Source organism: Tenggerimyces flavus, assembly GCF_016907715.1.
GTDB classification, from domain to species: domain Bacteria; phylum Actinomycetota; class Actinomycetes; order Propionibacteriales; family Actinopolymorphaceae; genus Tenggerimyces; species Tenggerimyces flavus.
The window spans coordinates 482,232-495,052 of sequence record NZ_JAFBCM010000001.1; the positions used below are offsets into that span (position 1 = coordinate 482,232).

The 12,821-nt window shown below is 68.3% G+C and carries 12 protein-coding genes; 2 read left to right on the forward strand and 10 right to left on the reverse strand.

Annotated features, from left to right (window positions below; all coding sequences use genetic code 11):
- Nucleotides 1-486: 486 nt before the first annotated feature.
- Together cysN and cysD are read right to left on the reverse strand one after the other, a co-directional pair.
- Entirely contained in the window at nt 487-1,737 is a 1,251-nt protein-coding gene (gene cysN / locus JOD67_RS02440; RefSeq protein ID WP_205114510.1) for a sulfate adenylyltransferase subunit CysN, read from the reverse strand.
- Nucleotides 1,738-2,643 (reverse strand): sulfate adenylyltransferase subunit CysD, encoded by a 906-nt coding sequence (gene cysD, locus JOD67_RS02445; RefSeq protein ID WP_239553696.1) that lies wholly within the window; start codon nt 2,641-2,643, stop codon nt 1,738-1,740.
- A gap of 188 nt (nt 2,644-2,831) precedes the next feature.
- Between cysD and JOD67_RS02450 the strand changes: the two genes are divergently transcribed.
- Nucleotides 2,832-3,776 carry a hypothetical protein gene (locus tag JOD67_RS02450; RefSeq protein ID WP_205122829.1) on the forward strand — a complete coding sequence of 315 codons (945 nt, stop codon included), beginning with the start codon at nt 2,832-2,834 and terminating at the stop codon, nt 3,774-3,776.
- Here JOD67_RS02450 and JOD67_RS02455 read toward each other — a convergent pair.
- Both JOD67_RS02455 and JOD67_RS02460 read right to left on the reverse strand, forming a co-directional pair.
- Entirely contained in the window at nt 3,773-4,555 is a 783-nt protein-coding gene (locus JOD67_RS02455; RefSeq protein ID WP_205114529.1) for a GNAT family N-acetyltransferase, read from the reverse strand. The two genes, JOD67_RS02450 and JOD67_RS02455, sit on opposite strands and share 4 nt — an antisense overlap.
- 16 nt (nt 4,556-4,571) lie before the next feature.
- Nucleotides 4,572-5,249: a sugar transferase gene (locus JOD67_RS02460; RefSeq protein WP_205114531.1), complete on the reverse strand. Its 678-nt coding sequence runs from the start codon at nt 5,247-5,249 to the stop codon at nt 4,572-4,574.
- A 291-nt stretch (nt 5,250-5,540) separates the two neighbouring features.
- Here JOD67_RS02460 and JOD67_RS02465 point away from each other — a divergent pair, with 291 nt between their 5' ends.
- Nucleotides 5,541-6,335 (forward strand): GNAT family N-acetyltransferase, encoded by a 795-nt coding sequence (locus JOD67_RS02465; protein ID WP_205114533.1) that lies wholly within the window; start codon nt 5,541-5,543, stop codon nt 6,333-6,335.
- On the opposite strand, the gene JOD67_RS02470 is transcribed toward JOD67_RS02465, so the two are convergent.
- The 6 genes from JOD67_RS02470 to JOD67_RS02495 form a co-directional block, all read right to left on the reverse strand.
- A complete protein-coding gene (locus JOD67_RS02470; RefSeq protein ID WP_205114535.1) occupies nt 6,308-7,885 on the reverse strand; it encodes a carboxylesterase/lipase family protein in 1,578 nt (525 codons plus the stop codon). The genes JOD67_RS02465 and JOD67_RS02470 overlap by 28 nt on opposite strands.
- 69 nt (nt 7,886-7,954) lie before the next feature.
- Nucleotides 7,955-9,244: a nucleotide sugar dehydrogenase gene (locus JOD67_RS02475; RefSeq protein ID WP_205122830.1), complete on the reverse strand. Its 1,290-nt coding sequence runs from the start codon at nt 9,242-9,244 to the stop codon at nt 7,955-7,957.
- Between the two features lie 64 nt (nt 9,245-9,308).
- Nucleotides 9,309-10,235, reverse strand: a complete 927-nt coding sequence (locus JOD67_RS02480; protein WP_205114537.1) for an aldo/keto reductase — start codon at nt 10,233-10,235, stop codon at nt 9,309-9,311.
- Entirely contained in the window at nt 10,232-11,110 is an 879-nt protein-coding gene (locus JOD67_RS02485; RefSeq protein ID WP_307782250.1) for a carbohydrate ABC transporter permease, read from the reverse strand. Before JOD67_RS02485 ends, JOD67_RS02480 begins: the two co-directional genes overlap by 4 nt.
- Before the next feature lie 5 nt (nt 11,111-11,115).
- Nucleotides 11,116-12,087 carry a carbohydrate ABC transporter permease gene (locus JOD67_RS02490; RefSeq protein ID WP_205114539.1) on the reverse strand — a complete coding sequence of 324 codons (972 nt, stop codon included), beginning with the start codon at nt 12,085-12,087 and terminating at the stop codon, nt 11,116-11,118.
- A 2-nt stretch (nt 12,088-12,089) separates the two neighbouring features.
- Nucleotides 12,090-12,821, reverse strand: a complete 732-nt coding sequence (locus tag JOD67_RS02495) for an RraA family protein (RefSeq protein ID WP_205114540.1) — start codon at nt 12,819-12,821, stop codon at nt 12,090-12,092.

Consider the following 12,821-nt stretch of genomic DNA (forward strand, 5'->3'; position numbering starts at 1 on the left):
CGGACGACGCGATTTGTCACGAAGGACAGGTCGAGCCACCAACGCTTCGGTGGCATGATGCCGCCACTCCGCGCATCCGACTTCACCCACCGAAACGGTGCTGGTGGCCAGGGCTGAGGGCGCGCCAACCCCACTTCGGTGGGCAACGTGGAGGCGCCTGTGGACGATCGTGCCGGCAGCCAGCGACAACGACGCGCGCAGCGCTCGGTGGGCAAAGCGGCAAGTCACCAAGTGGCCGGAGGTGAGATGGGCAGGGCCAGGAGACGGCGCGAGGCCGGGAGGCGACTGTCGCCAGGGACAGATCCACTCCACCATCCGACTTCACCCACCGAAACGGTGCTTGGGGCCAGGACTGAAGGCGCGCCAACCCCACTTCGGTGGGCAAAGTGGAGACACCTGTGGACGAACTGCCGGCAGCCAGCGACAACGACGTGCGACGGCCCGAGGCAGGGCCAGGGCGGATCGGGCGAGGCGCGCGCGGTTCCCTTAGTCGGCGGCGACGATCATGGCGGCGCCGACGGTGACGTTGGTGGCTTCGTCGATCAGGACGAGGCCGCCGGTCAGGCGGTTGCGCGCGTAGTCGTCGACGAACAGGGGCTGGGCTACGCGCAGGTCGATGCGGCCGATCTCGTTCAGCCCGAGTTGGTCGGCGCCCTCATCGCGGTGCAGGGAGTTCACGTCCAGCCGATAGTGCAGCTTCTTCACGATCGCCCGCGCGGTGCGGGTCGTGTGCTTCACGGTCAACCGCTGGCCCGGCCGGAGCGGCTGGTCGGTCATCCAGCTGACCATCGCGCAGAGGTTCTGCGCCACGACCGGCTTGTTGAACGGGCGGCAGATCATGTCCCCTCGGGACACGTCCAGGTCGTCGGCCAGCCGTACGGTCACCGACATCGGCGGGAACGCCTGTGAGACCGGGCCGTCGAACGTCTCGATCGACGAGACCCGCGACGTCATGCCGGACGGCAGCACCATCACTTCGTCGCCCGGCTTGAGGACGCCGCCGATGACCTGGCCGGCGTAGCCGCGGTAGTCGTGGAACTCGTTCGACTGCGGCCGGATCACGTACTGCACCGGCAGCCGGACGTCGACCAGGTTGCGGTCCGACGCCACGTACACGTTCTCCAGGTGATGCAGCAGCGACGGGCCGTCGTACCAGGGCATGTTCGACGAACGTTCGACGACGTTGTCGCCCTCGAGCGCGGAGATCGGGATGACCTGCAGGTCGGGGATCGTCAGCTTCGTCGCGAAGCCGATGAACTCCTCCCGGATCTGGTCGAAGATCTCCTGGTCGTAGCCGACGAGGTCCATCTTGTTCACGCACAGCACGAGGTGCGGAACTCTCAACAGGGACACGAGAAACGCGTGCCGCCGAGTCTGCTCGACCAGCCCGTTGCGGGCGTCCACCAACACCAGCGCCAGGTCGGCGTTCGAGGCGCCGGTGACCATGTTGCGCGTGTACTGGATGTGTCCAGGGGTGTCCGCGATGATGAACTTCCGCTTCGGCGTCGCGAAGTACCGGTAGGCGACGTCGATCGTGATGCCCTGTTCGCGTTCGGCCCGGAGGCCGTCGGTGAGCAGCGCGAGGTTGGTGTACTCGAAGCCCTTGTCGCGCGAGGTACGTTCGACGGCCTCGAGCTGGTCCTCGAAGATCGCCTTCGAGTCGTAGAGCAGCCGGCCGATCAACGTGCTCTTGCCGTCGTCGACGCTGCCCGCGGTGGCGAAACGCAGCAGGTCCATCTAGAAGTAGCCCTCCCGCTTGCGATCCTCCATGGCAGCCTCGCTGAACCGGTCGTCCGCCCGCGTCGCGCCGCGCTCCGTCAGCCGGCTGGCGGCGACCTCGGCGACGATCTCCTCGACCGTCGCGGCCGTCGAGGCGACGGCGCCGGTGCAGGTGAGGTCGCCGACGGTGCGGTAGCGAACGTGGGCCTCGAACAGGTCCTCGCCGTCCTTGCGGGGCAGCAGCTCGGACTCGGGGAGCAGCATGCCGTCGCGTTCGAACACCTTGCGCCGGTGCGCGAAGTAGATCTGCGGCAGGTCGAGCCCGTCCTCGGCGATGTAGTGCCAGATGTCGAGCTCTGTCCAGTTCGACAGCGGGAACGCGCGGATCGACTCGCCGGGGTGGACGCGGCCGTTGTAGAGGTTCCACAGCTCGGGCCGCTGGTTCTTCGGGTCCCACTGGCCGAACTCGTCGCGGAACGAGAACACCCGCTCCTTCGCCCGCGCCTTCTCCTCGTCGCGCCGCGCGCCGCCGAGCAGGGCGTCGAAGCTGTGCTCCTCGGCGGTCTCGAGCAGGACCTGCGTCTGCAGCCGGTTGCGGAGCTGGCCGGGCCGTTCGGTGATGCGGCCCTCGTCGATGGCCTTCTGGACGGAGCCGACGACGAGTCGCAGGCCGAGGCGTTCGACGGTCCGGTCGCGGAAGTCGAGCACCTCTTGGAAGTTGTGGCCAGTGTCGACGTGCATGATCGCGAACGGGATCTTAGCCGGCCAGAACGCCTTCTCGGCCAGCCGCAGCATGACGCAGGAGTCCTTGCCGCCGGAGAACAGAAGAGCGGGGCGCTCGAACTCGGCCGCGACCTCGCGGACGATGTGGATCGACTCCGCCTCGAGGGCCTGCAGGTGCGACAACCTGTAGTCGACGGGCAAGAGGGCTCCACGGTGATGGCACGGGACACGGACGGTTGTTTCGATGGTAGCGGCCCGTTCAAGTCGCGGACCCGGATCTCGCCCACCGAGACACCCGTCCATGCCGGCCAGGCGAGGGCCGGGGCACGAGGGATCGCCTGCCGTCCGCTGACAGGAGGTGTCAGTGGACCCCATCGAGGATCTGTCCCATGAGCACACAGGGCGTACGCGACTTCGACTTCTTCGTCGGCGGCTGGGAGGTCGAGCATCGGCGGCTGGTCAAGCCGCTGACCGGCAGCGACGACTGGGACGCGTTCGGCGGGAGTACGGCTGAGGCGCGGATCTACCACGACGGGGCCATCAGCATCGACGAGATCACGTTCCCCGACCGTGGCTTCTCCGGCCTGTCGCTCAGGCTCCAGAACGCCGAGACCGGGGAGTGGTCGATCTGGTGGGTCAACAGCCAGACCGGCACCCTGCAGCCGCCCGTGCACGGCGGCTGGGCGGACGGGCGGTGCCGCCTCGTCGGCAACGACACGCACGAGGGGCAGCCGATCCTCGCCACGTACGAGTGGAGCGACATCACCCCGACCAGCGCGCACTGGCAGCAGGCCTTCTCCACCGACGGCGGCGAGACCTGGGAGACCAACTGGCACATGGAGTTCCGCCGCGCCAACCAGGAGCCCGGCGACGCCGACACCACCCACCTCACGAGGCGAACCGGCGACTTCGAATTCCTCCAGGGCAGCTGGACCATCCGCAACCGCAGCCTCGACCAGCGCGGCCAATGGCGGGAGTACGACAGCACGATGGAGTCGCGCACCCACCACGCCGGGCAGGTCTCGGTCGACGAGTACGTCTTCCCCGACCGCAAGGCCCTCGCGTTCCGCGCCTACGACGTCGCCACCATGACCTGGGACATCTACTGGGTCGACTCCCGCTTCGGCACCCTCGAGCCACCCGTCCACGGCACGTTCGCGAACGGTGTCGGCGAGTTCCACGGCGACGACACGCTGCCCGACGGCACGCCGATCAAGGTCCACTTCCGCTGGGACGCCATCACCGCCGACTCCGCACACTGGCGGCAGGCCATCTCGACCGACGGCGGTCAGACGTGGCAGACCAACTGGGAGATGGAGCTCACCAGGTCCTAGACGAGGCGACGCAGGCGGCGGAACGAGACGATCGGTACGCCCGACTCCTCGGTGGTCCCCACGACGAACGCCTTCGCCGGGCGCTCCCCCAGCACCGCCGCCAGCGCGTCCACGGCCGCCGGGGCCGCCGCGGTCTCCTCCAGGCCGCTCAGCCGCCAGCCGCTCGGCAGCACCCGCACAGCGGCCGACTGGCCCGGCCCCGCGAGGTCGACGTCGCCGAAGCCGTACGCCGTGAAGTGCGCCGAGAACATCGGCCAGTTCCGGACCCGCCACGTCGTCGCCGTACGGGCCGGGGCGGGCGCCACCAGCACCGACCCACCTGCAGCAGCGGGAGGAGCCAGCGCTTCACCCGACAGCTCGACCCAGGTCGTCACGCCCACCGGCTCGAACTCGGCCCGCTCGTAGAGAGCCGCCGCGGGGTCGTTACCGACAGCGACGTCCAGCTCGGCCGCGCTGCAGCCGAGCGACTTCGCCAGGCGTACGCCGTCCGCCACCAGCTCGGTGCCGAGGCCACCGCCCCGGTGCGAGTGCGCCACCGCGATCCCGTTCAGGAACAGCACCCGCCCCAGCACCCGCCAGTCGGCCACCGCCACCAGCTCGCCGGAAGCGGACACCACGCCCCGCAGCAGCAGCGTGCGCATCGACGCCGGTACAGCGGCAGCCGCCGCCAGGAAGGCGGAAAAGCGCGGACTGTCGTACGGCGTCAGCCCGAGGCACGGCTGCGGAACGATCAGGCGGAGCAGACTGGCCGCCGGTTCGTACCACCGTGCGGCTGCCACATCCGAGATCGTCCGGTCAGCCACGCAGCAGAGCCAGATCCTCGGAGCGCAAGACAAGCTCTTCGGTCATCGCGGTCGCCCGCTCGTCGTCGAGGTCCAGCATCAGGTCGCGGGGATCCTCGGCCACGCCGTCGCGGCGCAGGACGACCTTGACCGTCTGGGCGAGGATCTTCACGTCCAGCCAGAGCGACCAACGCTCGACGTACTGCACGTCGAACGCCAGCCGCTCGTTCCAGCGAACGGTGTTCCGCCCCGCGACCTGCGCGAGCCCGGTGATCCCCGGCCGCACCTCGAATCGCCGCAGCTCAGAGCGGGTGTACCAGAGGTCGTACTTCGGCAGCAGCGGCCGCGGCCCGATGATGCTCATCTCGCCGCGCAGCACATTCAGCAGCTGCGGAATCTCGTCCAGGCTCGTCTTGCGCAGCAGGCGGCCGATCCGGCCGATCCGCTTGGCGTCCGGCAACAGGTTGCCGTGCTTGTCCTTGCGTGAATTCATCGAACGGAACTTCAGCGCACCGAACGCACGGCCGCGATAGCCGGTACGGCGCTGCCGGAACAGAACAGGCCCGCCCATCCGCCATCGCACAACGAGGCAGATAGCCAGGATCAGTGGTGAAAGGACGATCAGCCCGAGAAGAGCCGCCGCGATGTCAAAGCTACGCTTGACCGCGCGTCCCACCTGAAACCTCCGCATTCTCCCTGACCCACGAACTGGCCAATGACCTACGCGACGAAGTTGTCTGCCGAATCCGCTTGGCTCACCCAACTCGGGTCAGTCAGCACATACGACACCTATCACCTTCCGGGCTACCAACGACTCATGACCCCGGCGGGTTACGACAGCGTTCTGTTGTCGTACGAGTTCGGTCCGCATCGGCTGGTCCTGCCACTGACCCTGCGTCCGCTGCCTGAAGCGGTCCGTCACACCACTGGTTACGAGCACGATGGGACATCGGTTTACGGGTATCCGGGCGCACTGTCAAGCGTGTCGCCCGAGACGGTGGATACGGCGTGGCGCGAGGATTTCGCGGCCTGGTTCGCCAAGGTATGTGCGGAACTTTCCATCCTCACCGTGTTCCTGCGCAACCACCCGTTGCTCGACAGTAGCCAACTGTTCACCTCCGAGCCGTTCACTCTTGGACCGGTTTCGCCAACGGTGGCTGTCGATGTGACCCGTCCGCGTGAGGAACGACTGGCCGCGGCGAGCTCGCACCACCGCCGCGCGCTGCGCAAGTCGGTCGCTCTCGGGCTCACGTTCGAGCACGATCACTCCGACGAGGCGATCGCCGCGTTCACCGAGTGCTATCTGCAGACGATGGCCAAGCACGAGGCCTCGGAGTCGTACCTGCTCGACGAGGCGCGAGTGTCGAACATCCTTGGAACGTTGGGAGAACACGCCGAGCTCTGGGTCGCGCGCAAGCCCGACGGCGTGGTCGCGAGCGCCGCGATCTTCTTCCGTACGAACGGGATCATCCAGTACCACCTGGGCGGAACGCGTTCGGAGGACTACGCGCTCGGCGCCGCGCGGCCGTTGTTCGAGGCTGTGGCCGAGACTGGCCACGAACGCGGCGACCGGTGGCTGCATCTCGGCGGCGGGGTAGGTGGCGACGACGACAGTCTGCTGCGCTACAAGGGCGGCTTCGCCCCGGATCGCTTCGAGTTCCGCACGATCCGCGCCGTGCTCGACCCGGCCGCGTACGAGGAGGCGGCTCGAGCCGTCGGGCTCGACCCGGGCCGCTCGTTCTTCCCTGCCTACCGAACGACCGCGCTCGGGGTGTGATCCCACAGATCGCACTTGTGCACACGCGTGGCGTCGATCGGTTCGATGCGCTGGCCGAACGCCTGCACATACGGAGCCTTCGGCCAGCCCGGCCGACCCGTGTGCGCGAAGCGGGTCCAGGCGTCGATCATCGCGTCGCCGAGCCGGCGCTGCGCGGCGGTGAGCTCGACGTGCTTCAGGTTCGGGCCGTACGGCGCGCCGTCCAGCAGCTTGAACAGGTACGCGAGCTCCGACGCGTGCGAGGCGCCCGGCGGCAGCTCGGTGAAGAACGGCGAGAACGTCGGCGCCGTGCGATCGGCGAACTCGAACCCGTACGCCGCGGTGCGCCGAGCGAGCAGCCGCGTCGTCTCCTGCTGCGCGCACGCGAACACCCGGTCGGTGTCCAACGAGGCAAGCGTCAACGCGTTCTTGGCAGCCGAATCGTCAGCCGGGTAACGCCGTTCGATAGCAGGAGCGTCGGCACCGAACGTATCGAGCAGCAGCTGCGCGTAGCGCTCCCGCGTGATCGGACCGGTGAGAGCCTCCACGAACATCGTCGTGAGGCGCGCCTCGTCGCGGGTGTTGCCCGACAGTACCGGCACGCGATGGAACGCGCCCGCACGCAGCGCCGAGCCCGGATCACGCGGCAGGGTTGGCGTTCCGGTCGCGATGCCGAACGAGCTGTCGTACGGCAGCAGCTTCGCGGTCGGCAGCAGCCGCAGGCAGGACACCGTGCCGCACCCGAGCTCCTCGGCCACCCGCACGCCGACCGGCTCGCGGGCGGACAGCGGCGCCCAGAAGTCGTCCTTCACCAGGTGGACCGCCCCGTCCTGCGGCGTGGCGAACGTCGGGACGCGGGTGAGGCACGAGCCGCTCTGCAGGATCGCTTTGTCGAACAGGCCGTTCGAGGCCGGCGAGGTCAGCTGACCGCAGATGTCCACACCACCCGCGGACTCGCCGAACACCGTGACGTTGCGTGAGTCGCCGCCGAACAGGGCGGCGTTGCGCCGCACCCAGCGCAGCGCGGCCTGCTGGTCCTGCAGGCCGAACGTTCCGGACCCCTCCAACCCCGGATGGGACAGGAAGCCGAACGCACCGACGCGGTAGTTGATCGTGACGACCACGACGTCGCCGCGCTCGGCCATCCGGCGCGGGTCGTACGTCGAGCCCGCCCCCTGGAAGTTGCCGCCGCCGTGGATCCACACCATGACCGGCTTGCGGCTCGGCCCGGAGCGGGGCGTCGTCACGTTCAGGTACAGGCAGTCCTCGCTGGACCCGGCGAGTTGCTGCTCGCCGGCCCGCTGCGCGCACGGGCTCGCGTACGCCGTCGCGGACCGCGGCAGCAGCCAGGGCCGCACCGGACGCGGTGCCCGCCAGCGCAGCTCGCCGACGGGCGGCGCCGCGTACGGGATGCCACGGAACTCGTTCACGAGGCCCTCGCGCAGGCCCGAGACGGGTCCGGAGGTGGTGAGCGCGAGGACGGGTTCAGGAGAGGGCGACGCGTGCGCCGTCGCAGGCACGGCGACGGCACACGCCACGAGAAGGGTGAGAGCTAGGGCTCGGATCCGCATGCCGGCGACGCTTCCATCCGCGCCGGCGACGGACGACTGGCGAAAGTCGTATGTCGAGACCCGCGATGGTCAGCCCACACCGATGACGCGGCGCGTCACGCCTTCCCACCGAGCGGGATCGGTCACGTTGCGTCCGTCGAGGAACACCTGGACGCCGGGCAGGTCGGCCGGGCCGATCGTGCGGTACTCGGCGTGGTCGGCCTGCAGCACGGCGGCGTCGACGGGCTCGCCGAGGTGGTACGGGGTGAAGCCGTACGCCTCGAGCTCGCTGTCGTCGTACATCGGGTCGTGCACGAGCACCGCGGCGCCGCGGGCGCGCAGCTCCTCGACGGTCGGGAAGACACCGGAGAACGCGGTCTCCTTCACGCCGCCGCGGTACGCCGCGCCCAGCACGACGACGCGCTTGCCGGTCAGGTCACCGAGGGTGTCGGCGAGCAGCGACACCGCGTACTTCGGCATGTCGGCGTTCGCCGCGCGAGCCGTCCGCACGACGGTCGCGGCCGGGTCGTTCGACAGGTACAGCTGCGGGTAGATCGGGATGCAGTGCCCGCCGACGGCGATGCCGGGACGGTGAATGTGGCTGTAGGGCTGGGAGTTCGACGCGTTGATGACCGCGTGAACGTCGATGCCGTTCTGGTCCGCGAAGCGCGCGAACTGGTTCGCCAAGGCGATGTTGACATCGCGGTAGGTGGTCTCCGCGAGCTTCGCCAGCTCGGCGGCCTCGGCCGAGCCGAGGTCCCAAACTCCGTTGCTCTGCGGGAGATCCGGGCGCTCGTCGAAGTCGAGAACGGCGCCGTAGAACTCGCGCGCCTTCTCCGCGCCCGCGGCGTCGAGCCCGCCGACGAGCTTCGGGTACTTGCGCAGGTCGGCGAACACCCGGCCGGTGAGCACGCGCTCCGGGGAGAAGACCAGCCAGAAGTCCTTGCCCTCGGCGAGACCGGAGCCCTCCTCGATCATCGGCTTCCACCGGTTGCGGGTGGTGCCGACGGGGAGCGTGGTCTCGTAGATCACCGTGGTGCCCGGCGTGAGGTTCGCGGCGAGGTCGCGGGTGGCGGAGTCCATCCAGCCGAAGTCCGGCACGCCGTTCCCGTCGACGAACAGCGGCACGACGATCACGACCGCGTCCGAGCCCGGGACAGCCTGCGCGTAGTCGGTCGTGGCGGTCAGGTGTCCGTCCGCGACGACCTGCTTCAGCTTGACGTCGAGGTCGGCCTCACCGGGGAACGGCTCGGTACCCGCGTTGACCAGGTCGACGACCTGCTGGTTGATGTCGACACCAGTGACGGTGTGGCCCTTGCTGGCGAACTGCACGGCGAGCGGCAGGCCGATCTTGCCGAGGGCGACAACGGTGATCTTCAACGACATCAACTTGTTCCTTGCGTATGGGCCGGAGGACCACGCAAGGGTACCTTTCGCCGTTCGGTCACCTGTTGTAGGCCGGAGCCGCACCCGCCAGCGTCGACCAGACCTCGTCGCAGGCGGCGGTGGTCGCCTCGTCGAGCGCGGGCCCGGACAGGGCCGCGAGGTTGCTCTTCAGCTGCTCCACGCTCGAGGCGCCGACGAGGACGTCGTCGGTCAGCGGGCGGTCGCGGACCCAGCGCAGCGCGAGCTCGACCAGCGTCAGGCCGGCGTCCCCGGCGATCCCCCGCAGGTGCGAGACGGCCGCGAACTGGGCCTCGTTCCAGTACCGGTCCCGATACAGCTCCTTGCTGAACCGGCCGTCCGGGACCGCGTTCGGCGTGTGCTTGCCGGTCAGCAGGCCGCCGGCCAGCGGGTTGTACGCGACGTTGCGCAGCCCGAGCGCGTGGGAGCACGCCTCGTACTCCGCCTCGACCCGGCGCGCGAGCAAGTTGTACATGACCTGGCACACGGTCGGCGCCAGCCAACCGTGCAGCTGCGCGAGGTAGTGCTGCTGCGTCACCTGCCAGGCCGCGAAGTTCGACTGGCCCAGCGCGCGGATCTTGCCGGCGCGCAGCAGCTCGTCGGCGGCTGCGAGCGACTCCTCGATCGGCGTACGCCAGTCCGGCCGGTGGAAGTAGTAGAGGTCGACGTACTCCGTGCCGAGCCGGCGCAGGCTGCCCTCGATCGCGGTGACGATCGCCTTGCGGGCGAGGCCCGAGACGGTCGGGTCGGACTGGTCGACGTGGCTGCCGACCTTCGTCGACAGCGTGACCTCCGACCGGAACGGGCGGACCACCTCGCCGAGGATCTCCTCCGAGGCGCCGTCGTTGTAGTTGTTCGAGGTGTCGTACGCCGTGACGCCGGCGTCGCGCGCCATCGCGACCATCTCGCGGGCGCCGGCGAGATCCACCTGCGAGCCGAACGTCATGCAGCCCAGCACGATGCTCATTTGAGTCCCGTCGTCGCGATGCCGTGCACGAGGAACCGCTGGGAGGCGAGGAAGAACCCGAAGATCGGGCCCAGCGACAGCAGAGACATCGCGAACATCGGCCCGTACGACGACTCCCCCTCGCTGTCGAGGAACGCCCGCAACCCCAACGGCACCGTGAAGTTCTCCGAGCTGGTGAGGTAGATCAGCGGGCTGAAGAAGTCGTTCCAGGTGAAGATGAACGTGAACGTCGCGGTCGTCGCGAGTGCCGGCATCAGCAGCGGCAGGATGACCCGCCAGTAGATCGAGAAGAAGCCGGCGCCGTCGATCTCCGCCGACTCGTCCAGCTCGCGCGGCAGGCCGCGGATGAACTGCACCATCAAGAAGATGAAGAACGCGTCGGTCGCGAGGAACTTCGGCACGATCAGCGGGAAGAGCGTGTCCACCCAACCGATGTTCAGGAACGCTATGTACTGCGGGATGATCTGCACGTGGTACGGCAGCATCATCGTCGACAGCATGATGAAGAACAGCGCGTTCTTGAACCGGAACTCCAAGCGGGCAAAGGCGTACGCCGCCAACGAGCAGGACAGCAGGTTGCCGACGATCGCGCCGAACGCGATGAGGAACGAGTTCGCGAACAACGTTCCGAACGTGACGTCGCTGAACGCGTACCAGCCGTCGACGAAGTTCTCGAACCTGATCGTCGACGGCCACAACCCGGAGGCCGTGAAGATCTCCGACGCGGGACGTACCGACGAGCTCGCCAGCCACAGCAGCGGATAGATCATCAGGATCAGGCCGACGATCAGCAGCACGTGCGTCACGGTCCGCCGCCACAGCGGCGTCCGTGCCCCGCCCAGCTGTGGTTCGCGCACCTCAGCGACTACAGCCACCGACGTCACTTCCCGTCGTAGTAGAAGACCCAGCGACCTGAGGTCGCGAAGATCAGCGCCGTACAGGCCGCGATCGCGGCGAGGAGCACCCACGCCATCGCGGACGCGTAGCCCATCTGGAAGTTCGTGAATCCCTGCTGGTACAGGTAAAGCGTGTAGAACAGCGTCGAGTCCGCCGGCCCACCTGAGCCGCCGCTGACGACGAACGCGGGAGTAAACGCCTGGAACGCCGAGATCATGTTGAGGATCCCGTTGAACAAGATGATCGGCGTAAGCAGCGGCAGCGTGATGCGGATGAACCGCTGCCAGCGGCCGGCGCCGTCGATCAGTGCGGACTCGTACAGCTCGTTCGGGATCTGCCGCAGACCGGCCAGGAAGATGATCATCGCGGAGCCGAACGTCCAGACGTTCAAGGCGATCAGCGTGTAGAGCGACGTTCGCGGATCGCCGATCCAGCTCTGGCCCTCGATGCCGAAGAAGCCGAGCAGCTTGTTCACCAGCCCGCTCTGCCCGAACACCTGCCGCCACAGGATCGCGATCGCGACGCTCGAGCCCATCAGCGAGGGCAGGTAGTACAGCGAACGGTAGAGCGACAGGCCGCGCAGCCCGCGGTTGAGGACGACGGCCAACGCCAGCGCGAAGATCAGCACCAGCGGGACCGACACGAGCACGTACACCGACGTGACGCGAACGGACTGCCAGAAGCGCGGATCCGCGGTGAACATCCTGATGTAGTTGTCGAAACCGACCCACTCCGGCGCCCGCGTGATGCTGAAGTTCGTGAACGACAGGTACAGCGACGCCAGCATCGGGCCGATCGTGATCAGCAGCAGACCCGCGAACCAGGGCAGCAGAAACAGGTACGCTGCCCGCTGTTCGCGCCGCCCTCGCAGGCTCTTCCGCTTCGATCGAGCAGGCGACACCGGCTCCGGCGCCTCAGCGCCGGAGCGGTGTCGTCGTACGGCCAGAGCTGGCATGGTCAGCTGAGCGTCCAGTCCTCGGGCAGGCCAGCCTCGGCATACAGAGCCCGACGCTTCTCCTTGTCCTTCGTCGCGTGCCGCCACGCGTGCTCGGCGACGTCCTCGGCCTTCGCCGCCGGAACGACGACCACGCCGTCGCCGTCGGCCACGACCACGTCGCCGGGGTTGACGACCGCGCCGCCCACGTTCACCTTCACCTGCGTGGCGTCGAGCTCGATGCGGCCCGGACGGATCGTCCGCGAGATGTAGCGCGAGTACACCGGCACCTGCTGCTTGATCAGCTCGTCGGTGTCGCGCGCGCCACCGTTCGTCACCACGCCGACCGCGCCCAACGTGATCCACGACAGCGCGTTGTTCGACCCGATGAAGCCGGTCGTCCCCAGCTCGAAGCCGTCGATCACGATCAGGTCGCCGGGCTTGATGTCCGCACGGATCGGCCCCTGCGCGAGCTCCTGGTACCACTCCCGCATCCAGTCGTAGAACTCTTCGGGCGACTGCGCCGGAACGGGCCGCTGCGTGGGCACGAACCGTACGGTGTGCGCGACACCGTAGATGCGGTGCTTGAAGCTCTCCAGGTCTCTCCACAGCGGCACGATGTCTCGGTTCATCATGCCCATGTCCATCATGCCGATCGCGTCCATGCCGTCGCAGACATCGGTGACGCGGAGCCCGTTGTAGCGCTCCAGTCCACTGCGTACATCCGCCCGGCCGTTGGTTTCGACGTCGACCAT

Excerpts from the sequence above, each read along its gene's own strand:
- JOD67_RS02470 (WP_205114535.1), bottom strand. The coding sequence starts at position 7,885 with ATGCGGATCCGAGCCCTAGCTCTCACCCTTCTCGTGGCGTGTGCCGTC.
- JOD67_RS02495 (WP_205114540.1), bottom strand. The coding sequence starts at position 12,821 with ATGGTCGACGTCGAAACCAACGGCCGGGCGGATGTACGCAGTGGACTG.
- JOD67_RS02450 (WP_205122829.1), top strand. The coding sequence starts at position 2,832 with ATGAGCACACAGGGCGTACGCGACTTCGACTTCTTCGTCGGCGGCTGG.
- JOD67_RS02490 (WP_205114539.1), bottom strand. The coding sequence starts at position 12,087 with ATGCCAGCTCTGGCCGTACGACGACACCGCTCCGGCGCTGAGGCGCCG.
- JOD67_RS02460 (WP_205114531.1), bottom strand. The coding sequence starts at position 5,249 with ATGCGGAGGTTTCAGGTGGGACGCGCGGTCAAGCGTAGCTTTGACATC.
- JOD67_RS02480 (WP_205114537.1), bottom strand. The coding sequence starts at position 10,235 with ATGAGCATCGTGCTGGGCTGCATGACGTTCGGCTCGCAGGTGGATCTC.
- cysN (WP_205114510.1), bottom strand. The coding sequence starts at position 1,737 with ATGGACCTGCTGCGTTTCGCCACCGCGGGCAGCGTCGACGACGGCAAG.